Genomic DNA, 23,761 nt, shown 5'->3' with positions numbered 1-23,761 from the left:
TCAATCAACTTAATTGTTGTTTGGTGGCCTTTTTAATTGTTGTTTTGATGGACTTTGGCTTGATTTCACCACTGTGTAGTTCTTGAATGGTGGCATTAATAACAGCCCCAATTAAAATTAACATCCCCATAAAATATAACCAAAACATTAAAATAATAAAAGTTCCCAGTGCCTTATAGGTTGAAAAGCCCTTTGCAAAGTACGTCAGATAAAATGAAAAGCCCTGTGATAAAACTAACATGCCAACTGTAACGGTCAACGCACCTGCCCATACATATTTAAACTTGGTCGCAGCAGTTGGAAGTACATAGTACATAAATAAAAAGACTAAAAATAACGCTCCTAGTGATACGGGAATTCTAATTTCATCAATTAAACGGTAAATAATCTCTGGCACCTGTAACTTTGATAGAATAAATTCATTCCCAAAACTAAAGAAGATAAGCGTAACGGTAATGACAACAAAAAATAAAATCATCCAAGCAAATGAGAAAATCCTGGTCAAAAATGCACCTCGGTTATTATTAATCCCATATGCACTATCTACCGTTCGCTTCAGAGCCGCAGTAACCCGACTAGCAGACCAAATCGTAATGACAATTCCCACTGATAATTGCTTCCCGCCACCACTGAGTGCCGTATTAATAATTGGCCCCAAGGTTTGATTAATTTGGGGTGGTAATAAAGGATGGAGATAATTTAAAATAGCATTACTATTAATTCCAGAGAAGCTCAACACACTTCCAACAATAAACAATAATGGAAAAATCGATAGTAAGATGTAATATGCAACAACAACTGCTGAATCAGAAACATTAGCAGCTTGATAATGGGAAGTAAAAACTGTAATCACTTTCCGTAGTTTAGGTGGAACTAATTTCAACATTAATGGGTCACCCGCTTTAAATTATTCTTAATTGCAGCTAAAATTCGCGTAGCTGCTTTTCCATCGCCATATGGATTTTGAGCATTTGCCATTTTTTGATATGCTTGCTCGTTATCTAATAATGATTCCATTCCTTGCTTGATTTTGGTAGGATCGGTACCCACTAATTTTAAAGTTCCTGCATCGACCCCTTCAGGACGTTCAGTTTCATCACGCAAAACTAAAACTGGTTTCCCAAGTGATGGCGCTTCTTCCTGAACCCCACCAGAATCAGTCATAATAAAATAACTACGTGCGGCCATATTATGAAAATCTACAACCCCAAGTGGATCAATCAAATGGACTCTGGAATCACCATCAAAGCATTCATGAGCTACTTTTTGAACGACTGGGCTTAAATGAACAGGATAAACCACTTCAACATCGGGATGGCGATTTAACTCAGCTTTAATGGTATTAAAAGTTCGACGCATTGGTTCACCATGGTTTTCACGCCGGTGCATCGTTAACAAAATCATTCGATGATTTGAATTAATTTCAGACAGGACAGAATGTTGATAATTATGAGCCACAGTTTGTTCCAAAGCATCAATTGCCGTATTGCCAGTTATAAAGATATTTTGTTTACGATGATTTTCAAGTAATAAATTATCCATACTTAACTGAGTCGGTGCAAAGTATAAATCAGCTAATACATCAGTCATCTGGCGATTCATTTCCTCTGGGTATGGAGAATACTTATCCCATGTCCTTAAACCTGCTTCAACGTGTCCCAGCGGAATTTGATGGTAAAAACTACTAATCGCTGCGGCAAATGTGGTCGTGGTATCCCCATGAACCAGGATGATGTCTGGCCTAGCTTCATCAATAATTGGTGCCAATCCGCTAATTACTGCATTTGTAATCCCCCCCAATGTCTGATTGGGTTTCATTACATTTAAATCATAATCCGGTTTAATTTTAAATACGTTCAGTACCTGATCTAGCATTTCACGATGTTGAGCTGACACAACAGTAATTGGTTTAAATTGTTCCGGTTGCTTTTTCATTGCTAATATAATTGGCGCCATCTTAATTGCTTCAGGACGCGTTCCAAAAATAGTCATTACTTTGATTGGGGCATTCATAACAAGACCTCCACTAATTTTATACTTAACTTTAATTATAACAAAATATTTAAGGATTGTAGATTTTGTAAAAGATTATCTAATTTCAATTTTTTAATTAGCTGGTATGATAAAATAAAAATTAGTAAAAACGATACACTTAAGGGAGCTATCACGATGGAACAAATTGGGCTAATCATTCCTTGTTATAATGAAGAAGAGTCAATTGACCTATTCTTTCAAACAACGGAAAGGGTCTTTCAAGAAATGAACCAAAATGCGTTTAAGTATGAACCATACTATTTATTTATCGATGATGGGTCATCAGATAATACCCTAGTTAAAATTAAACAACTACAAACTGCCCACCCTGATGCGATTCACTACATCTCATTTTCAAGAAACTTTGGAAAAGAATCTGCAATGGCTGCTGGTTTAAAAAATGTCAAGGGTAAATTCATTGCAATCATGGACGTTGATTTACAAGACCCTCCAGCATTGCTGCCTAAAATGTTAAAAATCATAAACACCGAGGATTACGACTGCGTGGGTTGTGTCCAAAAATCTAGAAAACAAAATCCACTTCGAGCCTTTTTATCTACTAGCTTTTATCGGGTTATTAATTGGATTTCGGCAGTTCACATTAAACCTAACGTCCGTGATTACCGCCTTATGACCCGTCAATATGTCGATAGCGTTCTTGAATTAAAGGAATACAATCGATTTACTAAGGGGATTTTTAGCTGGGTTGGCTTTAAAACCAAATATATTGAATATGATGGAGTTCCAAGGGCAGTTGGTCAAACCCACTGGTCAATGTATCAACTAATTAACTACTCATTAGAGGGGATTGTAGACTTTTCAGATGCCCCACTCAAGTTATCAACCTTTGTGGGACTATTTTCATGCTTTTTATCCATCATTGGTTTATTATTCGTTATCATTCGAGCTTTATTTTTTGGTGGATCCGTAGCTGGTTGGCCATCAATGGTATCGGTGATTCTATTAATTGGCGGAATTCAACTATTCTGCTTAGGGCTTGTTGGTAACTACATTGGCAAAATTTACCTTGAAACTAAGGAACGACCAAAATACATTATAAAAGAAAAGAAGTAATTATGTTAAATAAAATATATCAAAAAAATAAGGAAGCAATTGACTATCTATTCTGGGGCGTCTTAACAACGGTCCTAAATTACATCCTGTTTTTTATTCTATCTAAGTCGCCAGTTACTGGTGCGCAAATCAATAACTCTGGATTTTGGCTTAATTTCTACAACACATTAGTAGGTATCATTTGTACCCTATTTGCATTCGTTACAAACCGTAAATTTGTATTTCACTCTAAAAGCACTGGCCTGAAAAACTATATTAAAGAACTAAGTATCTTTGTTCCTGGTCGACTAGGATCAATCGTAATGGAAGACGTTATTATGTCCATTGGGCATGTCTATTTCGGCGTTTCCACTTTGATTATGAAGGTAATCGGAGAAATCTTTGTAATTGTATTTAACTACGTTTGGTCTAAGTTTGCCGTCTTTAGAAAAAGATAGTAAAGCGATTTAAATTAATGTAAAATAGATTAGTTAAATCATTTTACACTTAGGGGGAATGAATGTGAATACTGTTGCATTGTTAATTGGATTAGGGCCGTTGTTCGGATGGGGACTATTTCCCACGATTGCATCTAAAATTGGTGGTAAACCTAATAACCAAATTCTTGGAACAACCATTGGAACGTTATTTTTAGCAATCCTATTCGCATTAATTAGGGGATTAAAGATTCCAACAGGAAGCGCTTTTATCTTATCAATGTTATCTGGAATCGGTTGGGATTTTGGGCAGATTTTGGCATTCAAGTCATACCAATTAATTGGTTCTTCACGGACGATGCCAATTACTACTGCTTTACAATTGATCGTGACATCATTATGGGGTGTATTCGCTCTTGGTAATTGGCCATCCATTAATGAAAAAATAGTTGGAATTGCTGCATTAATTGTAATTATCATCGGGGCCATTATGACCTCTTGGCAAGAAAAAAGGGATCAGACTAGTTCTGCTAATTTAAGTAAAGCTACGGTTTTATTGGTCATTGGGGTCTTTGGATATTGGTTTTATTCAGCAGGACCACAAGCTGCTAATGTTGATGGTGTTCATGCCTTCTTGCCACAAGCAATTGGAATGGTTCTAGGTGCTGTTATCTACAATCTCTTTTCCATCAAAAAGGAAAATGTTTTTAAGGAAAAGGTATCGTACATGCAAATCTTTGCTGGATTCTTCTTTGGATTCGCAGCACTTACTTACTTAGTATCTGCCCAACCCAATATGAACGGTTTAGCAACCGGTTTCGTTCTTTCACAAACCTCTGTGATTGTTGCTACAATCACTGGAATTTTCTTCTTAAATCAAAGAAAAACTGGTAAAGAATTAGCCGTAACGGTAATTGGATTAATTTTAATCCTTATTTCAGCAACCGTAACTGCTTTTCTATAATTATAATAATATAAAAAGAAGGCACTCCAGATGAAATCTAGAGTGCTTTCTTTTTATACTTTTATTCAAATTGATACCCAAATCCACGAATCGTCTTGATTTTCGCTTCATCATTGGCTAAATTTTTTAATTTATCACGGAGGTGACTAACGTGCATATCAACGATTCGCGATGAAATATAAGAAAATTCATCCTGTTCAGATCCCCAAACGCCATTATAAATTTTTTCACGACTAAGAACCATTCCGCTATGTCGAATCAAGTAGTTCATTAAATAAAACTCCTTAGGAGTTAATTTCATATTTTCATCATAGTACTTTACCTGAAAATGTTTTAAATCCACCGTAAAGTTTTTATATTTAATTAGGTTATTTTGTTTACTAATTTTTGTTTCATTCGTATCACTATTATTTAAGCGATTGTAAACCCAATTTCGTTGTTCAATCCTTAAAATAACCCCTAACCCTTCAGTCAGATCAAACATATAGTCATCAATATGCGACTCAAAAATTGCTTGCTCGTGCTCTAAATTGTGCTTTTTTTCAATTGCAATGATTGGACCACCGAAACTTTTCCGAACTGCTTTTAAAGCTTTCAAAGAATCCTTAAAAGTTTTAGTTACTTCCAAATCCCAAACAATTCCAACAATTTTTGAGTTATTAAGGTAACTATCAATATCAGAAATATTAGTAAAGTTATTAATAAAGAAGCCCCGATTATTACCAGCAGCATTAATCTTCATTGCTAATTTTAAATGATTCGTCAATAACAGAATCGTATTCATACTTCCACCCCAACGCTAATTAATTAAAAAAATCATATCATTTTTAATTATTTATTAGATGAAGGAGTTTCTTTATTTTCAGATGATTTATCCAATTCATTCTTTTCAGTTTTTAATTCCTTTTTAATTAAATCTGGTTCAATTTTCCCGGGATTTAATTCAATTAACTTCCCAGAATGATTGTATACTACCCATTCATCTAAGTTAACAATGTGGTCCCCAATCCGTTCTAATAGCCGAACCACTAGTAAGTAACTGGCAGCAGATGGGATTTTCTTAGTATCCTTTTCAATTTCAGCAATAATTAAGTTTCGACATTCAACAAAGTACTTATCAATTGTCAAATCATCTTGAGCAATTAAACGAGCTGCTGATTCATTTTCATGAAGATATGCATCCAGCGTTGATTCTAACATTTCACGAATTTTTAGCGTCATTTTTGAAATGATTGCATCAACATCAGGTAGCTTTTGCTTTTTCTTCATTCGTAAAGTTTCTTGAGCGATTGAACTTGCATGATCACCAATTCTTTCAAGATCAGAACTAGACTTTAGAATACAGATAATTTGTCTAAAGTATGCAGCAACCGGTTGTTGCAATGCAATTAAGTTCAACGCTTCTTTTTCTAGATCCACTTCTTCAGTGTTAACTTGGGAATCATCACTAACAATCAATTTAGCTTTAGATTTATCATGGGTCATAAAAGTAGTAGAAGCTTGATAAATCTGTTCACTAACGTTGATTCCCATATTCATAAAAGTACTTTGGAGCTTTTTAAGTTGTTCTAAAAAATCATCATGCATCTTATTTCCCCCTATCCAAACTTACCATTAAGGTAATCATTGGTTTCTTTTTTCTGTGGATTAATAAAAATTTCTTGGGTTGGTCCAAATTCAACCAACTTTCCATCCAATAGGAAAGCAGTTTTATCAGAAATTCTGGATGCTTGTTGCATATTATGGGTAACAATGATAATTGTATAATCATTTTTAATATCAAGCAACGTATTTTCAATCGCATAACTAGAAATTGGATCCAAGGCACTAGTTGGTTCATCCAATAGAATAATTTCTGGTTTAACTGCTAACACCCGTGCGATACAGATTCGTTGTTGCTGACCACCTGAAAACGATAGTGCACTATCATTCAAGTTGTCCTTAACTTCATCCCAAACAGCAGCTTTTTTCAAACTATCTTCAACAATTTTATCCATTTCTTGCTTAGAAACCTTATTCCGTCCTGCTAATTTAACTCCATATGCTACATTTTCATACACTGAAAACGGAAATGGATTTGGTTGTTGAAACACCATCCCAATGCGCTTCCGTAACTCAGTAATATCAACGTCTGGAGCGTAAATATCCTTCTTATCGAATTTAATACTCCCAGTTACGGTAACATCTGGAATTAAATCATTAATTCGATTTAAACATCTTAGATAAGTGGATTTACCAGATCCAGAAGGTCCGATCAAGGCTGTAATCTCATTTTGCTTGAAGTCCAAATTTACTCCATGCAAAGCCTCTTTTTCACCATAGTAGAGGCGCACGTTTTCTGATGTAATTACATTTTCCGTCATTAATTCAATCCCTCCAATTAACCGAAGTTCCCTGAAATATAATCTTCCGTTGCTTTTACATGCGGATTAGTAAAGATTCGTTCAGTTCGATCAAATTCAAGGGCATGTCCCAAGTGAAAGAATGAAGTATAGTCACTAATTCTAGATGCTTGCTGCATATTATGCGTCACGATAATAATTGTATATTCCTTTTTCAACTGGTTTAAAGTGTTTTCAATGTTTTTAGTTGAAATTGGATCCAAGGCACTAGCTGGTTCATCCATTAATAGAATGTCAGGTTTCATTGCAATCGAACGGGCAATACATAGTCGTTGAGCTTGTCCACCTGAAAGTGAGAGCGCACTTTTATCCAAACGATCCTTTACTTCATCCCAAAGTGATGCGCCCCTTAGGCTTTCTTCAACCCGTTGGTCCAATTCAGACTTATCAGTTAGCCCGTGTTGTTTCAATGCAAAGGTAATATTTTCGCGAATTGATTTTGCAAACGGATTCGGTCTTTGAAATACCATTCCAATATGACTCCGGACTTCATAAACATTTACATCATCCGAATTAATATTGGTCCCACGGTACATAATTTCACCAGTTACCCGCGCTACATTATCATTCATTCGGTTCAAACACCTTAAATAAGTCGACTTCCCGGATCCAGATGCACCAATTAGAGCAGTAATCTTATTACGCGAAAACGATAAGTTCCCGTCGTGAAATGCATGGTTATCGCCATAATACACCTGTAAATCCTTAGTTACTAACGCTTTTTCATCATCAAAAGAAGCGAAGTAGGTATCATTAAAATCATAATCTTTAAATGCCACGATAATTTCTCCTTATCTGATTACTTGCTAGCAGTCATCTTAGCGTAGAGCCGTTTCCCAATATAATGTGCCCCTAGGTTAAAGATCAAAATTACAATAATCAAAACAGCTGAAGAACCACTGGAAATGGCTGATGCGTCAGGGGTAACTCCTTCAGTATTAACCTTCCAAATATGAACGGCTAAGGTTTCGGCTGGACGCATTGGATTTAAGAAACTAGCGGTGTTAAACGGATTAAAATCACCATAATTAATGACCGGTGCACTTTCACCAGCAGTGTAAATTAGAGCAGCGGCTTCACCAAACACACGTCCTGCACTAAGGATAATTCCAGTAATAATTCCAGGGATAGCAATTGGGAAAATGATGCCAGTAATGGTTTTCCATCTAGAAAGTCCTAATGATGCTCCGGCTTCTCTTTGTAAATCGGGGACGGATTCCAAGGATTCTTGAATGTTTCTGGTCAGCAATGGCAAATTAAAGAAGGTCAGCGCAATTGCACCAGAAAGAATTGAGAATCCTAATTGCAGCTTAATAACAAATAATAGGTAACAGAATAAACCAACGATAATTGATGGGAGTGAACTTAATACTTCAATTGCAGTTTGAATCAAGTTAGTGAACCAATTCTTAGGTGCGTATTCAGCTAAGTAAATTCCTGAACCTAACGCAATTGGAAATGAAATAATTAGGGTTAAAATCAATAGATAAATTGAATTAAACAGCTGATCCCTAATTCCACCACCAGCTGCAAAGGCTTGTGACACCGAAGTTAAGAAGTGCCATGAAATATGAGGCACCCCAGTAATTAAAATAAAACCAATTAATAAAGCTAGAATGATGACAACCACTGCCACCAGAATGTAAATCACTGCATCCGCAATTTTATTAGCAATTTTTGGATTCATTATTTATTTAAGTCTCCCTTCGAACCGACAAACTTAACGGCGATATTAAATACTAATGACATTAATAATAGAATCAATGCCAATGACCAAAGCGCATTATTTGGTAGCGAGCCCATAACGGTGTTTCCAATTCCAGTTGTTAGTTGACTAGTCAAGGTCGCAGCTGGAGTTAATAAACTCTTTGGCATTAGGGTTGCGTTCCCAATTACCATTTGAACGGCTAATGCTTCACCGAACGCCCGTGCCATCCCAAAAATAATCGCAGTTAAGATTCCAGGGGTCGCAGCTCTTAAAATCACTTTATAAATCGTCTGCCAACGAGTGGCACCTAATGCAAGTGATGCCTCAAGATAGTAGCGTGGGACCGCTTTTAAACTATCAACAGTCATTGAAGTAATTGTTGGCAATACCATTACGAATAGCACGATTGTTCCGGATAAAATTCCAAATCCAGTCCCACCATAAATGCCACGAATGAATGGAACTACCAGTGTTAAACCAATATAACCATAAACAACTGAAGGTATCCCGACTAATAATTCAATAATGGATTGTAAGAATCCCTTCCCATGCTTAGGTGCAATGATGGTCATAAACAATGCGACTGCAATTGCAAATGGTGTTGCAACTAACGCAGACAATACCGTAACTGCAAACGAAGTAACGATCATTGGTAGTGCACCCACTTCTGGATTACCATGGGCATCTAATTGACTTGGATTCCAGTTAGTCCCAGAAAGGAATGACCATAAATTAACGTGATTGGTCGTAAACGTCGACATCCCAAATGAAATAATGAAATATAACACCAATAGAACTAAAAGCATAATTGCGACGATACAGGTATAACTAATGATTTTACCCACTGTTTCCTGCTTAGTTTCGCGAGAAGGCTTCATCAACTTTGCTTTAATTTGATCCATTTAACTTAATCCCCCATAACATAAATAGAAAGAACTGGATAGGGTACTAAATGTACGTCCTCCAGTCCCACTATTAATAATAAAATTGTTATTAATTACTTATTAGTAACTTTATTGTTAGCATCCTTAGTAACCTTCATATTTGAGATGCTGATGTAACCAAGCTTCTTAACTAGGCCGTCTTGAACCTTGCTTGATTGAATGTACTTAATGAACTTTTCAGCTTCCTTATTTGGCTTAGCTTGAGTGTACATGTGTTCGTATGACCAAATCTTCCACTTATTAGTTTCAACGTTAGCATCAGTTGGCTTAACGTTATCAATTGAAAGTGGTTGTAACTTACTGTTTAAGAATGAGAAAGCAAGGTAACTAACTGCTCCTGGTGTTGATTGAACAATTTTTTGAACGGTTCCGTTAGAGTCTTGTTCTTGCGCCTTAACAGCACTAGCACCACCTAAAACGGCTTGTTCGAACGTAGCACGGGTACCACTACCCTTAGCACGGTTAACAACGCTAATCTTTTCATCCTTACCACCAACTTGTTTCCAGTTAGTAATCTTACCAGTAAAGATTTTCTTTAATTGCGCCATCGTAACGTTCTTAACACCGGCATCCTTGTTAACTACCGGAGCCATTCCAACAACTGCAACTTGATGATCCTTTAACTCATTGGCTTTAATCCCTGCTTGCTTTTCAGCGAAGATATCAGAGTTACCAATTTGAACCGCCTTTTGTTGAACTTGGCTTAAACCAGTTCCTGAACCACCACCTTGAACGGTAATGCTTGCACCAGAGTTAGCACTTTGGAAATCAGTAGCAGCTTGTTCAACTAATGGTTGTAAAGCCGTTGATCCAACAGCAGTTACCTTGCTGCTTGAACTAGATGAACCAGTTCCTGAACCACTATTTGATCCACATCCTGCAAGTAAAACACCAGATACACCTAAAATTGTTACAAATGATAACGCTTTTTTCATACTAAGCATTAAAAGAGCCTCCCTGAAAGTCCTTTATTTATTTAACAAACTCATTCTAACAAGGGAATGTAAATATAATATCTGATTTGTGTAAATTTTGTGTAAATTTTGTAATTGATTCATTACAAATGACCCCACCCGGACTCGAACCGGGATCATCCGCTTAGGAGGCGGGTGCCCTATCCTGTTGTGCTATGGGGCCACAACATCCCTTATTTTCTCATTTTTACAATGTAAAGTAAAGGGATTATTTATTAGCATTCCGCCATTTTTTACGCATTCCCTTATTCTTTAAATGTTTTTTATTGCGGCGTTTCATTTGTTTCTTAGTGGGGTGTGCAGAATCCGGCAATGGGGTATTTACTAATGCTTTATGGGTGACGTTCTGATCTGATTTAGCAACCTTCTTTTCCTTTTCTACTGTGGTTTTTGAGCGTGAATCAGCCTTATCATTTGCAATTGATTCGACTGATTTAACCGATTGGGTGGCTTTATTAGCATGCCCTGGTTTTTGAGCGGGCACATGATCCACTAACTGGTTTTTATAAAAGAAAGTTGGTTCTAGATCGTAACCATTATCCAATACCAAACGTTTTAAGTCCCGGAAATCATGGTCATTCCCAAAGTTAATTACTAACCCAGGCTCCCCCATTCGACCGGTTCGTCCGACCCGATGAACATATTGATTGGCCTCATTTGGTAAGTCAAAGTTAACCACCGCTGGTAATTTTGCAATATCCAATCCCCGGGCAGCAACATCGGTAGTTAATAATAGTTTATAATGCCCCTTCCGAAAACCAGTAATGGCCCTTTGGCGTTGCATTTGATTCATGTTACTAGTTAGAGAAGCAACATTATTAACGTGATTATGCCGAAAGAAACTGTACGCCCGATTTAAATCTAGCAACTGATCAAAAAACACCAACGCTTTAAAGCCATTAATATGGGTCAATCGGTTTAACATTTGATTTCGTTTCCCACGTGAAACATTTAATAACCGGTGCTTCACTTCACCTGCACTATGGTCAATTTTACGGACATCAATCAATTGCGGCTCAACATTGAACCACTTTTTTAATGAATGCAAAATTTCTGTATCAGTCGCTGAAAAGAACGTTAATTGAACATCAGATGGCCCTTGATTAAGGATTTCACGAACTGATGATAACGTCGTATCCTGAAGTAAATCGTCGGCTTCATCGATTACCACCGTCTTCAAATGGTGCAGCTTTAATTTATGATCATCCAAGAGGTTCAAAACCCGACCAGGAGTTCCTACCACTACTTCGGGACGTTTCTTTAGCTTTTCAATTTGCCGCTTAACATTGGCTCCACCAGTTAGTGCTAGCACCTTTGCATCGTTTAACTTCGCCCAATCCCGCATTACCGAAGTCGTTTGCATCGCTAACTCCTGGGATGGCTCTAAAATCAATACTTGTGTGCCCTCTCTGGGCATCAACTGCTCAATAATTGGAATGGTAAATGCGACCGTTTTTCCAGAACCAGTTGGTGAAAGCCCAACAATAGATTGCCCATCAATAATGGGTTGATATACTTGCTCTTGAATTGGGGTCAGTTGATCAAAGCCCAATTGAGTAAAGTGTTGTGCAAAATTAGTTTTCAAGTGCGATTCCTCCATTTTTAGAAAGTCGTGACTTAATATATTCACGCCACTGTCGTTCATTGCCATTAAATACAGACTGGACGAACTGTTGGCTTTGTCCGTCATTTTTCAATGTTTGATTGGGATTATAAGTTTTTAACGCATGTTGTCCATCAACTAACTCGTTATTTAATGACCAAAATAGGCATAGGTTGCCCTTAAAACGGACTTGATCATAAATTCGATTAGTGGACCAAATTATGATTCGGCGGTCATAACGCTGTTGAACTAGATTAATAAAGTGCCTTACCGATTGAATTTGTTTTTTAGTTAGTGTAGTTTCATTTTCGGTAATTTGAATTGCGATGGGTAAAATACCAACATTATTATCCACCTCGCTACTAAAATTAGTAAACTGAGCATCCGCACTACTATTAAGGCTAAATGAGTGGTAAACACCAACCTTTAGATTAGAGCCCTGAGCCCGTTGATAGTTATCCGCAAAATCATTATCAGTATAAATCGCACCCTGACTAGCACGGATGTAAACAAAGCGTTCACCAATATTTGCAAGCGAGATAAAGTCGACATAGCTATTTTGTTGGCTAACTGTGACCCCCCGAATTGCATATTGATTTAATTTATTATCTTGGTACTGGTGATACCAATTAATGCCCATCACCACTAACCATCCCAGTATTACCAAGCTGAGTAATTTTAGGCAACCAAAATGGCGCTTTTTACGACGGGTCCGTGCTAGTCGACTCATATTAGCAACCCTTTTATTAACCAAATTAATCATTCCATTTTTATTAATAAATCAATTATACATTACAAATATCATAGAATCGAATTTATTACGTCTATTGCTTGAAGGTGTATAATTGATTTCATATAATATAAGCGATATTAACCATTATTAGTAAATAATACTTAAGAGATGAGGGAACAAAATGAATTATATTATCGGTGTGGATATCGGGACCACAAGTACCAAGGTCCTCTTGTATGATCAAAACGGCAAAATTGCGGGTGAACAAAATAACGGTTACCAAATGTATCAAGATACTCCTGACATGTCAGAAGAAGATCCAGATGAAATTTTGGGGGCTACCGTTCGGGGAATTCGGAAGTTAACCGCCACCGTTGACCAACAAAAGGATACGATTAAGGGGGTTTCGTTTTCCTGTGCCATGCATAGTTTAATCGTCTTAGATGACGAATATAAACCTTTGACGCGTGCCATCACTTGGGGAGATAATCGTGCTTACAAATATGCCCATGAACTAAAGGAAAGTGATATGGGGCAAAAGTTATATGAAGCCACGGGGACACCCATTCATCCCATGACCCCCCTATCTAAGATTCTTTGGTTAAAAAATGACCATAAGGATATTTACGATAAGGCAAGTTGGTTCATTGGAATTAAGGAATATGTGCTCCACCGTTTCTTCGGGGTTTTAAAGGAGGACTACTCCATTGCTAACGCTACCGGAATGTTCAACATCTATAACATGGATTGGGACGAAGATGCCCTCAAGTTGACCGGGGTGAGTCGAGACCAACTTCCTGAATTGGTTGATACCACTTATCAAATCAGGGGACTCCATCGCCACACCGCCAAGTTATTAGGCTTGGATGCCGATACGCCATTCGTAATTGGTTCATCAGACGGTCCATTAGCCAACCTCGGCGTGAACGCAATTGAACCTGGAGTGGAAGCCGTTACAATTGGAACTTCAGGTGCGGTGCGAATTACGTCTGATAAGCCATTGACCGATAAAAAGGGCCGGGTCTTTTGTTACTACCTGACTAAGGGAATGTGGGTCATTGGTGGCCCCGTTAATAATGGCGGGAGCGTCTTTAAGTGGGTTCGTGATCAACTCTGTGCTCCTGAAAAAGTGACTGCGGAACAAATGGGCGTTAGTCCTTATGAAATCTTGACTAAGATTGCAGCCCGAATTCATCCTGGATCAGATGGATTAATCTTCCATCCATATCTGGGTGGGGAAAGAGCGCCCATTTGGAACGCCAACGCCCGGGGATCATTCTTTGGATTAACTAGAATTCATACCCGTGCCCACATGATTAGAGCAGCGCTAGAAGGAATCGTATACAACCTATACACCGTCTCACTTGCGTTGAAGGAAGTGGTTGGTGATCCTAAGTCGATTCAAGTTACCGGTGGATTTGCACAGTCTGCAATCTGTCGTCAAATCATTTCGGATATCTTCGAACAAGAAGTCCACATTCCAGAAAGTGTTGAAGGAACCGCGCTCGGAGCTGCAACGCTTGGGATGTATAGTTTAGGAATGATTGATAGCCTATCTGAAGTTAAAAACTTCGTGGGCAAGAGTTTCGCACTTGAACCCAACCAAGAAAACTACGAAATTTACCGGGAATTGCTCCCAATTTACATTCGTTTGACCCGTGAGTTCGAAAGCGAATATAAAAACATTGCTGATTTTCAACGGAAACATGATGTTGATTTAAGCAATTAACATCTTGATCAAAAAGAAAGCTATTCGTTAGTCCGAATGGCTTTCTTTTTGATAGTAATGACTAATTCTTAAAAAAGTGTTAAACTAATTGCATAACTTATGATGGAGGAATTAAAAGTGAAAAGTGATGTTAATAAGAGTGGGATTGGCCCCTTTGCCGCGTTTGCGACGGTAATGGGAACTGTTATCGGTGGAGGAGTTTTCTTCAAAACCGCTAGCGTTGTTGCCAGCACCTACTCTTTTGGTTTGACAATTTTAGTCTGGATTGTTTCTGGTCTATTGACCATTTGTGCAGGATTAACGGTTTCTGAATTAGCCGCTGCCCTTCCTGAAACTGGTGGGCCGGTTAAATTTTTGGAACTCGGGTATGGAAAATTAACTGGTTTCTTATTCGGGTGGGCACAATCGCTAGTCTATACTCCCGGCAATGTTGCCGGGTTGTGTTTAGTATTTGGAACTCAGTTCGTCAATTTATTCCACCTATCCAGCGGAATGAACCTAATGGTAGCGATTTTATGTGGACTAACAATTCTGGTAATTAATTTATTGGGAAGCCAACTGGCCGGACGGGTCCAATCAATTGCGTTGATTATTAAATTAATTCCAATTCTAATCATTGCAATCGTCGGTCTATTCATCCCCGGCCAAGTACACGTACAGCTATGGCCATTTACCCCAATTAATCATGCTAACGTGTGGTCCGCATTTGGACAGGGACTTCTTGCTACCATGTTCGCATACGATGGTTGGATTGGAATTAGTAACATCGCTGGTGAATTGAAGAACCCGAAGAGTGATTTACCTAAAGCAATTATTATCGGGCTTAGTTTAGTAACCATCATTTATACGCTGATTAACTTCGTGTTCTTAAAGAATATGCCAATCAACGCAATTGCGGGAAATCAAAATACCGCATCCCAAGTTGCTAGTCACCTCTTCGGTGCTTATGGTGGGAAGCTAGTAACCATTGGAATCTTAGTCTCAGTTTACGGAGCTATTAATGGTTATCTCTTTACCGGGATTCAAATCCCCCGCGTACTGGGAAGCGAAAACATGATTCCATTTAGCAAGCATTTTGCTAAGGTTAGTAAGAATGGTGCCCCCTACGTTGCTGCCATTTTCCAATTCGTAGTTGCGGTATTGATGATGTGTTCAGGTAGTTTCGATATTTTAACTGACATGTCGATGTTTATTGTTTGGTCATTCTTCTGTTTACTATTTGTTGAAGTGATTATGCTTAGAAAGAAACGGCCTGACTTAAGTCGACCTTACAAGGTCCCTGGTTACCCCATTGTGCCACTGTTAGCACTAGTCGGTGCCTTATTCGTATTGATCGTTACCATCTTTACGCAAACTGGATTGGTAATTGCAGGAGTGATTTTAACCGCAATTGGAGTTCCAGTTTATTATTTACATCAAAGACAAATTAATAAGTAAAATGAAAAGAAGCCTGGATTGGCTTCTTTTTTGTGGGGGTATTTAGTTTGTAGTTTAAGCATAAATAGCTAACTATTTACTATTAGCCGCAGCTAAATTATTAATTTGATCAACTAATTCTCTAGGATTATCAACTCCAATGAACAGCTGATTATAATTTTCATTAGTTAATTCAATAACAACGGCAGTACTAGATCTCTTAATATTAAAAAACGATTTACGATTATTTTTAATAAAAGTTCCGGCATAATATCCTGGAATATTAGTTCCACCATCTTTAATTCCCTTTGATTCGTTTAGAATTTCGTTATCAATTGTAGCCCCTAATACATGATCTGCTTGAAACGTTAATGACTTTTTAAAACTTAATAACTTATCAACGCCCTGTGGAATCACAACTAAGTTTCTTGAATTAATTTTAACTTTGTTTTCCATCATCAATTCCTCCTAATAATCCGCTTTTATGTAGCAATGCCCTCCCCAACGTTAATTCAATATCAACTTGGGATTGAGTATGATACCAATTTAAAACAATTTGCTTTACCTCAACATTGTTACTAGTTAATTCCATCATTGCAATAACCATTAAATAAGTTGTTACAAACGAATCCTTTCCATGATTAATATTTTCCTTCAAAGCTGCAATGAACATCCCTAACTTACTGCCGAAAGCAGCATAAAGGCTACCTCTTAACAATCCGGTGGCATTAACTAGTAAATCTAGTGAAGTTCCTTCAAAGCCATATTGGACGAAAACCATACTAATTTTATTTAATACTTCTGATTGGTTAAAACTTTTTCTTCTTCCCATGATTACATCATATATGTTTTTGACTAAATAGTCAAAAATAACCTAATAAAAAAGAACTATCTCTAACGGATAGCTCTCTAAATTTAACTAATCTCTTTCAAAAATCGTAACACTTTCAACATGCACCGTTTGTGGGAATTGATCAACGGGTTGGATTGGTTTGGCAATGTGATAACCCTTTTCCATTAAACGTTTAGCATCCCGAACCAATGTTGATGGTCCACAAGATACATAGATTAACTTCTTAGGTTGCATTTCAACCGCACTGTCGATGAATGATGAAGCAAGGCCCTTGCGTGGTGGATCAACGATGATTGCATCCGGTTTTAAGCCCTGTTCCTGCCATTTGGCCATTTGATCTTCGGCCTTAGCAGTAACAAATTGCACATTGTTAATATGATTCTTTTGCGCATTAATCTTAGCATCCTCAATTGCTTGGGCTACTACTTCCACACCGTAAACCTTCTTAACGTGCTTAGCAACGGCTAATGAAATGGTTCCAATTCCACAATAAGCATCGATAACGGTATCATTAGGCCCTAATTCAGCATGGTCGATTGCAAGTGAATATAACTTCTCAGTCTGGACCGGGTTGACTTGGTAGAACGAATTCAATGAAATCGCAAATTTAAGGCCTAATAATTCGTCTGTGATGTATGGTTTCCCATATAGAACGTTATTTTTCTTCCCCAGTAAAACATTATTGTCCTTTAAATTCACGTTTTGAACGATGCTCTTCACTTCTGGTAATTGATCGATAATTTCGTTCACGATGGGTTCAGCTAATTGGAGTTTCTTGGTCCGTGTAATTAGGCCAATCATCATTTCATGACTGTAGTAACCACGCCGGACCATAATATTTCTGATAACCCCACTATGGCTACCCTCGTCATAAGGACGCACTTTATATTTCCGTAAAACATCACGAACTACTAGGATTGCATGATCGATTTCTGGTTGTTGGATGTAAAAATCTTCAATTGGCACCAGGTCATGAGAATGGTTCTTGTAAAAACCAGTCGTTAGTTCACCATTAATTTTTTTAACTGGGATTAGAGCCTTATTCCGATAATGGTCTGGATGTTCCATTCCCATCGTTGGTAAGACGTCGACATTAATTTTTTGCTTAGCAAATAGCTCCTCGATTTGATGTTGCTTAAACCGCAGTTGCCCTTCATAACTAAGGTGTTGAAGTGGTGCAATGCCGGTTTGTAGGTAATCCCAATTGACATTTTCCACCCGATCCGGACTCTTAGTGATTAATTCCACTAGTGAACCAAACGCAAAGTTCTTTTTGATGGTTTTCACTTTAATGATCGCGGTTTCACCTGGAAGCGTGTTATTAACGAATACCGGAAAGTCATCGACTTTAGCAACTCCGAGCCCCTGGTACGTTAAATCCACGATTTTAACGTTATAAGTTTTTCCTACTTCTACTGGCGTTTTCAAATTAAATCCCCTATTCTCTCTAAATAAAAAAATTTTGCTATATGCTATTATCATACAGCAAAATTTTTCATTTTAAAAACATGTGTTAGCTTAATTTATCAACCTTTTGAACAAACTTTTGTTCAGCTTCAATCGTATTAGTATCACTGACCGCAGTATCCGGTAAATTATCAAGGTCAACGATTGTATCTAGATGTTGTTTTAAATTCGTAAACACCATTGGAGCATCTCCACCGTATTCACCATCTAAATTAATCTGCATTTTATTATTAACTGGTTTAGCAGTTAACTTGGTCGTCTTTTTGTAGATGATTTTAGGATCATCAATATGCCGACCACCATTAATTACCTTCGCCAATAACCTAGCAATTTGAACCATATTACTGGTCTTTACGATAATTAAAGTAAACTGACCGTCATCTAATGATGCGTCAGGAACGATTCTTTCTAACCCACCGATTGAATTAGTCATTGCTAGCAAGAACATCGAGGCCTTTCCTTTAAAATGGCCTCCGTCATATTTTAAATCCATTTGGATGGGTCTAATTCGAGGTAGCATTTCAGCGCCCTTGACTAAGTATGCCAAGTACCCAAAAATAGTTTTTAAATCTGAAGGAACATCATAAGTTAATTCAGTTAATAACCCACCACCTGCAATATTAATAAAATAATTATCGCCAGCTTGACCAACGTCCATTTTTAGTGACTGCTGCTTTAATACCACCTTAGCAGCATCCACTGGATCCTCACGTGGGATGTGAAGGGCCCGTGCATAATCATTAGTCGTTCCAGCTGGAATGATTGCTAGCTTTGGCCGTTTCGGAAGTGGTGCTAACCCGTTTACGACCTCGTTTAACGTTCCATCGCCACCAGCAGCAACCACTAACTCAAAACCCTCTTTTGCAACTCGAGTCGCCTCATTCTTTGCAGAATTAGGCTCAGGAGTCGTCGCAAAAACACTGGTTTCATAACCAGCTTGTTCATAAACACCTAAAATGTCAATCATCTTTTGCTTAAGGGCTTCACGTCCAGCAGTCGGGTTATAAATTATTCGTGCCCGCTTTCGCATTACTTACACAACTTTCCTATTTGTTTAAAGATTTCATTAGTAGCTCGTTAACTACTTGTGGATTAGCTTTTCCACGTGTTTGTTTCATAATTTGACCAACTAAGAAGCCCTTAGCACGGTCCTTACCATTATTAAAGTCTTCGATCGACTGTGGATTTGCAGCCAAAATTTCATCAATAATTGGTTGTAATTTAGCTGGGTCTGATAATTGGACCAAGCCCTTCTTCTCAACGAATGCCTTTGGTTCTTCACCATCGGTAACCGCCTTAAAGACTTTTTTAGCCATCTTACTTGAAATCGTCCCATCACTAATTAACTTAATCATGGTAGCTAAGTTTTCAGGAGTGATCTTAGTATCAGCTAAATCCACTTGTTCTTCGTTCAAGTAAGCATTTACGTTTCCTTGAAGGTAGTTTGATGCAATCTTAGCATCAGCACCCAATTTAACTAGTTGATCAAAGAAATCTGACATTTCCTTAGTTTGAGTTAAAACCATTGCATCGTAGTCAGTTAATCCTAATTCACTAACGTAACGTTGCTTCCGTTCATTTGGCATTTCAGGAAGTTCAGTTTTAAGCTGATCAATCCACTCATCTGAAATATCCAATGATGGAAGGTCCGGTTCTGGGAAGTAACGATAATCATCAGCACCTTCCTTGACCCGCATTAGAATGGTGGTATTATTCTTTTCATCAAACCGCCGGGTTTCTTGTTGGACCTTTCCACCAGACATAAGAACTTGGCGTTGCCGTTGTTGTTCATATGCTAATGCCCGCCGAACGTAGTTAAATGAGTTCATATTCTTAATTTCAACCTTATTGCCCAATTCTTTTTGGCCAATTGGGCGAATTGAAATATTAACATCGGCACGCATGGAACCTTCTTCCATTTTAACGTCCGAAATCCCAGTAAACTGGATTCGTTGTCTTAATGTTTCAAGGTAAGCATACGCTTCATCAGGAGTCGAAATTTCAGGCTTAGAAACAATTTCAATCAGTGGCGTACCTTGCCGGTTCAAATCCACGTAGGAATAATTTCTGCCGTGGCTATTTTTTCCGGCATCTTCTTCAATATGCATTTCTGCAATTCCAATTTTCTTCTTCTTACCATCAACTTCGATTTCTAACCAACCATCATGAGCATCTGGTTTATCATTTTGGGTAATTTGGTAGGCCTTAGGGTTATCTGGATAGAAGTAATTTTTACGATCAAAATGTGGATTTCTTTCTATTTCAGCATTTAATGCCAACGCAGCGGTAATTCCATCAGCAACTACCTGCTTGTTAGTGGTGGGCAATACTCCTGGGTATCCCCAATCAATAACGTTGGTGTTTGAGTTAGGCTCATCACCATATTCAACTGGTGAAGGACTAAAAATTTTAGAGTTGGTCTTTAATTCAATATGAACTTCCAAACCAATGGTTGTTTCAAAATTCATTATTTGTCCCCTCCCACTTTTGGCGTTTCCTTATGGAAATCAGTATTTTGTTCGAATGCGTAACCAGCCTTGTAGATGGTTGATTCATCGAATGGGCGTCCAATCAATTGCATTCCAATTGGCATCCCATCGCTAAATCCAGCTGGTAATGACATCGCAGGAAGACCAGCTAAGTTAACTGGAATTGTCATTGCATCGTTCAAGTACATCGTAACTGGATCAGAGATATCTTCACCAATTCCAAATGCAGTCGTTGGTGCAGTTGGCCCTAAGATTAAATCGTAATCTTGAAAGACCTTCTTGAAGTCTTCAATCATAAGGGTTCTAACCTTAGCAGCCTTTTGGAAGTAGGCATCGAAAGCACCAGCAGAAAGGGAGAACGTCCCTAACATAATCCGCCGTTTAACTTCGTCCCCAAAGCCTTCAGAACGACTCTTAACGTAAACTTCTTCCAAGTTCTTAGCTTCTGGTGAACGGTAACCATACCGAATCCCATCAAATCGTTGTAAGTTAGAGGAAGCTTCTGATGAAGCTAAAATGTAGTACGCAGCAACTCCATACTTAGTATGTGGAAGTGAGACCTCTTCAACGGTTGCTCCTAATTGTTTATAAGTTTCAGCTGCCTTTAAAATGGCATCCTTAACGTCTTGATCGATTCCTTCAGCAAGGTATTCCTTAGGCAATGCGATCTTCATGCCCTTAACCCCGTCCTTAATGGACTTAGTGTAGTCAGGAACTTCCTTATCAGAACTAGTTAGATCATGTTCATCATGCCCTGCAATTGCATTCAATACATAAGCATTATCTAATACATTTCTAGTCAACGGTCCAATTTGGTCCAAACTAGAACCAAAGGCAATTAAACCCCACCGTGAAACACGACCATAAGTTGGTTTTAAGCCCACAATTCCATTGTATGCAGCTGGTTGTCTAATTGAACCACCAGTGTCAGAACCTAAGGCAAAAATAATTTGCCCGGCAGCAACGGCAGCAGCAGAGCCACCGGAAGAACCACCAGGAACCTTACTAAGGTTCCATGGATTATGGGTCTTTTTAAATGCTGAGTTTTCAGTTGAACCACCCATCGCAAATTCATCCATGTTTGTTTTTCCAACGGTAATGGTTTGCTTAGCATTTAACTTCTTCATCACCGTAGCGTCAAAGATTGGCTTGAAGTTTTCAAGCATTTTAGATGCTGCAGTGGTCTTAAATCCATTCGTTAGGATATTATCCTTGATTGCACTTGGAATCCCTGATAAGACGTTATCTGGTTCAATTCCAGCTTGATCAACTGCTTGGGCAGCCTTAATTGCGCCATCTTCATCTAAATTAATGAAGGCATTGATGTCTGAGTCTGAAGCTTTGATATTATCAAGGGTTTGCTTAGTTAATTCTTCGGCAGTAATATCACCATTAACTAGCGCTTGGTGAATACTGGTAATATCTTTATCAAAATAATTCATCATTAATCCTCGCTTTCGTCAATGATCGTTGGTACCCGAATTAAACCGTCAGCTACTTCAGGTGCATTGTTTAGTAATGCATCCCGTTCACCCCAATTTTGAGCAACGTCTTCGCGCATTACATTAATTTGATCGGTAACACTGTAAGTTGGTTCTACCCCTTCAGTGTCAACTTCACTTAATGTGTCAATTAAGTCCATGATACTACCTAATTGATCAGTGAAGTAAGGTAATTGATCCTTGGTCAAAGATAACTTTGCTAGTTCAGCAACGTGATTAACCGTTTCTTTATCAATTCTGTCAGCCATCAATTGTCCCTCTTTCTGAATTTAATTTGATCTCATAACATATTTTAACACTATTTATTATTAATAGCTGTTAAAGATATGGAATGTAAAGTTCTTTTCATTAGTGTCTCTTGATAAGAAGCTTTGCACCCCAGTTGTCGAGCCCACCGTAATATCAATTGGAATTCCAGTTGGAAGATACTTAGATGCCGTTGATTGTAAATACTGGGTAAAACTAATAATCTCAGTTTGACTATAGAACTGGGTCGTAATATTAACGTTCATTCCCGTTAACGATCCATTTATATATTGTGCTTGCGCCGTTACTCCACTTAAGTTTGGAAAGAAGTTTTGTACCTGGGTCTTGAAATTTGAGAAATCATTTTCGTCACTATTGTTGGAAGGTCCCTTTTGTCCAGAAGCAACCGGGAACACATAGTTTTGGGCGTTAATTGATTTCCAATTAGAAACGCTAGTGGATGATCCGTTGTTTACCGAGTAAGCAAAGAAATTACCACCGACTAAACTATCGTCAGGTGCTTGCTTATATAACGCAATTACAATTGGAATATTCTTTAGGGCTTTATTTTTCCGTAATCTAGCTAACACTTCACTAGCCATTTTCTTTCCCTGTGCCTTAATTTCAGCATCGCTTAGTTTCATTTGATAAGTAGCACCATAAGCTTGCTTTTGATAGTAATAAATGGAATTAATTCCTAACCCAATTGTCATTCCACTCATCTTAAGTGAATTCCCATCTTGAGTTAAGAAGTCTTGTTCATCCATTTGTTGGAGGTATAGCGGCGTCTTAGTTGCTTTTCCAGCTGGATTTAATCCCTCAGGATTACTCTTTGTTTTCCGTCCCAACCACTTTTCAGCTGTATCAGTCGAAACGTATTGGCCCTCTTGGAAAACATACTTACTGGTTGAAAATTGTTTCTTTGAAATATTCATCAACCCAGCTTCAAAGCTCTTTAAATTAAGTTGATTACTGTCTTGTTGGACATTGACTCCCCGTGACTTGCTAGTTAGATAATGTCCGTTTTTAATTACACTTTGGTAATAATCACTGTCAGATTGCCCCGTCAACTGAGTTTCACTGGAACTACTATTCTTACTACTACTGCTGTTGCTATTGCCCCCATCTCCACAGGCAGCCAATAAAAATACCGATGCAAAAGCAGCGATAAATACACTTAAACGTTTCAAAAATGATTCCTCCTATG

General features: G+C 38.0%; 24 protein-coding genes and 1 tRNA gene. 5 read left to right on the top strand and 20 right to left on the bottom strand.

What is annotated here, in order from left to right:
- Positions 1-4: 4 nt before the first annotated feature.
- Both MOO44_RS05715 and wecB read right to left on the bottom strand, forming a co-directional pair.
- Positions 5-886 (bottom strand): YihY/virulence factor BrkB family protein, encoded by an 882-nt coding sequence (locus MOO44_RS05715; protein ID WP_260116210.1) that lies wholly within the window; start codon positions 884-886, stop codon positions 5-7.
- Positions 886-2,013, bottom strand: coding sequence for a non-hydrolyzing UDP-N-acetylglucosamine 2-epimerase (gene wecB, locus MOO44_RS05710; RefSeq protein WP_260116209.1), 1,128 nt, complete (start codon positions 2,011-2,013; stop codon positions 886-888). The genes MOO44_RS05715 and wecB overlap by 1 nt, the downstream gene beginning before the upstream one ends.
- Before the next feature lie 156 nt (positions 2,014-2,169).
- Here wecB and MOO44_RS05705 point away from each other — a divergent pair, with 156 nt between their 5' ends.
- The 3 genes from MOO44_RS05705 (at position 2,170) to rbsU (ending at position 4,488) form a co-directional block, all read left to right on the top strand.
- Positions 2,170-3,108 (top strand): glycosyltransferase family 2 protein, encoded by a 939-nt coding sequence (locus MOO44_RS05705; RefSeq protein WP_260116208.1) that lies wholly within the window; start codon positions 2,170-2,172, stop codon positions 3,106-3,108.
- A gap of 2 nt (positions 3,109-3,110) precedes the next feature.
- Positions 3,111-3,545: a GtrA family protein gene (locus MOO44_RS05700; protein ID WP_260116207.1), complete on the top strand. Its 435-nt coding sequence runs from the start codon at positions 3,111-3,113 to the stop codon at positions 3,543-3,545.
- 64 nt (positions 3,546-3,609) lie between these two features.
- Positions 3,610-4,488 (top strand): ribose/proton symporter RbsU, encoded by an 879-nt coding sequence (rbsU, locus tag MOO44_RS05695; RefSeq protein ID WP_260117308.1) that lies wholly within the window; start codon positions 3,610-3,612, stop codon positions 4,486-4,488.
- 61 nt (positions 4,489-4,549) lie between these two features.
- Here the strand turns inward: rbsU and MOO44_RS05690 are convergent, their stop codons facing one another.
- From MOO44_RS05690 to MOO44_RS05645, 10 genes are all read right to left on the bottom strand, one after another.
- Entirely contained in the window at positions 4,550-5,272 is a 723-nt protein-coding gene (locus MOO44_RS05690) for a winged helix-turn-helix domain-containing protein (protein WP_260116206.1), read from the bottom strand.
- 47 nt (positions 5,273-5,319) lie between these two features.
- Entirely contained in the window at positions 5,320-6,075 is a 756-nt protein-coding gene (gene phoU / locus MOO44_RS05685) for a phosphate signaling complex protein PhoU (protein ID WP_260116205.1), read from the bottom strand.
- Between the two features lie 11 nt (positions 6,076-6,086).
- Positions 6,087-6,851, bottom strand: coding sequence for a phosphate ABC transporter ATP-binding protein PstB (pstB, locus tag MOO44_RS05680; protein ID WP_260116204.1), 765 nt, complete (start codon positions 6,849-6,851; stop codon positions 6,087-6,089).
- 17 nt (positions 6,852-6,868) lie between these two features.
- Complete coding sequence (gene pstB, locus MOO44_RS05675; protein WP_260116203.1) at positions 6,869-7,669, bottom strand: phosphate ABC transporter ATP-binding protein PstB; 801 nt, start codon at positions 7,667-7,669, stop codon at positions 6,869-6,871.
- Positions 7,670-7,689: 20 nt separating this feature from the next.
- On the bottom strand, positions 7,690-8,577 hold the full coding sequence (gene pstA / locus MOO44_RS05670; RefSeq protein WP_260116202.1) for a phosphate ABC transporter permease PstA: 888 nt from the start codon (positions 8,575-8,577) through the stop codon (positions 7,690-7,692).
- The gene (gene pstC / locus MOO44_RS05665) at positions 8,577-9,500 is read right to left on the bottom strand and encodes a phosphate ABC transporter permease subunit PstC (RefSeq protein ID WP_260116201.1); all 924 of its coding nucleotides are present in this window, start codon (positions 9,498-9,500) and stop codon (positions 8,577-8,579) included. Before pstC ends, pstA begins: the two co-directional genes overlap by 1 nt.
- 95 nt (positions 9,501-9,595) lie before the next feature.
- Complete coding sequence (locus MOO44_RS05660) at positions 9,596-10,477, bottom strand: phosphate ABC transporter substrate-binding protein PstS family protein (protein ID WP_260117307.1); 882 nt, start codon at positions 10,475-10,477, stop codon at positions 9,596-9,598.
- Positions 10,478-10,606: 129 nt separating this feature from the next.
- Positions 10,607-10,679: transfer RNA gene (locus MOO44_RS05655), tRNA-Arg, on the bottom strand.
- A 45-nt stretch (positions 10,680-10,724) separates the two neighbouring features.
- On the bottom strand, positions 10,725-12,101 hold the full coding sequence (locus tag MOO44_RS05650) for a DEAD/DEAH box helicase (RefSeq protein WP_260116200.1): 1,377 nt from the start codon (positions 12,099-12,101) through the stop codon (positions 10,725-10,727).
- On the bottom strand, positions 12,091-12,873 hold the full coding sequence (locus tag MOO44_RS05645) for a GH25 family lysozyme (protein WP_260116199.1): 783 nt from the start codon (positions 12,871-12,873) through the stop codon (positions 12,091-12,093). Before MOO44_RS05645 ends, MOO44_RS05650 begins: the two co-directional genes overlap by 11 nt.
- Positions 12,874-13,033: 160 nt before the next feature.
- On the opposite strand from MOO44_RS05645, the gene gntK reads away from it, so the two are divergent.
- The gene (gene gntK / locus MOO44_RS05640; RefSeq protein WP_260116198.1) at positions 13,034-14,581 is read left to right on the top strand and encodes a gluconokinase; all 1,548 of its coding nucleotides are present in this window, start codon (positions 13,034-13,036) and stop codon (positions 14,579-14,581) included.
- 117 nt (positions 14,582-14,698) lie between these two features.
- Positions 14,699-16,018 carry an APC family permease gene (locus MOO44_RS05635; RefSeq protein WP_423802902.1) on the top strand — a complete coding sequence of 440 codons (1,320 nt, stop codon included), beginning with the start codon at positions 14,699-14,701 and terminating at the stop codon, positions 16,016-16,018.
- A 72-nt stretch (positions 16,019-16,090) separates the two neighbouring features.
- On the opposite strand, the gene MOO44_RS05630 is transcribed toward MOO44_RS05635, so the two are convergent.
- The 8 genes from MOO44_RS05630 to MOO44_RS05595 all read right to left on the bottom strand — a co-directional run bounded on the left by MOO44_RS05630 (position 16,091) and on the right by MOO44_RS05595 (position 23,744).
- A complete protein-coding gene (locus MOO44_RS05630) occupies positions 16,091-16,453 on the bottom strand; it encodes a hypothetical protein (RefSeq protein WP_260116196.1) in 363 nt (120 codons plus the stop codon).
- Entirely contained in the window at positions 16,437-16,829 is a 393-nt protein-coding gene (locus MOO44_RS05625) for a TetR/AcrR family transcriptional regulator (protein WP_260116195.1), read from the bottom strand. Before MOO44_RS05625 ends, MOO44_RS05630 begins: the two co-directional genes overlap by 17 nt.
- Before the next feature lie 87 nt (positions 16,830-16,916).
- The gene (gene rlmD / locus MOO44_RS05620) at positions 16,917-18,332 is read right to left on the bottom strand and encodes a 23S rRNA (uracil(1939)-C(5))-methyltransferase RlmD (RefSeq protein ID WP_260116194.1); all 1,416 of its coding nucleotides are present in this window, start codon (positions 18,330-18,332) and stop codon (positions 16,917-16,919) included.
- Positions 18,333-18,363: 31 nt separating this feature from the next.
- The gene (locus tag MOO44_RS05615; RefSeq protein ID WP_260116193.1) at positions 18,364-19,347 is read right to left on the bottom strand and encodes a diacylglycerol kinase; all 984 of its coding nucleotides are present in this window, start codon (positions 19,345-19,347) and stop codon (positions 18,364-18,366) included.
- Between the two features lie 16 nt (positions 19,348-19,363).
- Positions 19,364-20,785 carry an Asp-tRNA(Asn)/Glu-tRNA(Gln) amidotransferase subunit GatB gene (gene gatB / locus MOO44_RS05610; RefSeq protein WP_260116192.1) on the bottom strand — a complete coding sequence of 474 codons (1,422 nt, stop codon included), beginning with the start codon at positions 20,783-20,785 and terminating at the stop codon, positions 19,364-19,366.
- Positions 20,785-22,248 (bottom strand): Asp-tRNA(Asn)/Glu-tRNA(Gln) amidotransferase subunit GatA, encoded by a 1,464-nt coding sequence (gene gatA / locus MOO44_RS05605; protein ID WP_260116191.1) that lies wholly within the window; start codon positions 22,246-22,248, stop codon positions 20,785-20,787. Before gatA ends, gatB begins: the two co-directional genes overlap by 1 nt.
- Before the next feature lie 2 nt (positions 22,249-22,250).
- Positions 22,251-22,556 (bottom strand): Asp-tRNA(Asn)/Glu-tRNA(Gln) amidotransferase subunit GatC, encoded by a 306-nt coding sequence (gene gatC / locus MOO44_RS05600; RefSeq protein WP_260116190.1) that lies wholly within the window; start codon positions 22,554-22,556, stop codon positions 22,251-22,253.
- Between the two features lie 60 nt (positions 22,557-22,616).
- The gene (locus tag MOO44_RS05595) at positions 22,617-23,744 is read right to left on the bottom strand and encodes a CamS family sex pheromone protein (protein WP_260116189.1); all 1,128 of its coding nucleotides are present in this window, start codon (positions 23,742-23,744) and stop codon (positions 22,617-22,619) included.
- Positions 23,745-23,761 lie beyond the last annotated feature (17 nt).

The sequence above is a fragment of the Nicoliella spurrieriana genome (assembly GCF_023380205.1).
GTDB lineage: Bacteria > Bacillota > Bacilli > Lactobacillales > Lactobacillaceae > Nicoliella > Nicoliella spurrieriana.
This window is presented reverse-complemented; position numbering and strand designations above follow the sequence as displayed.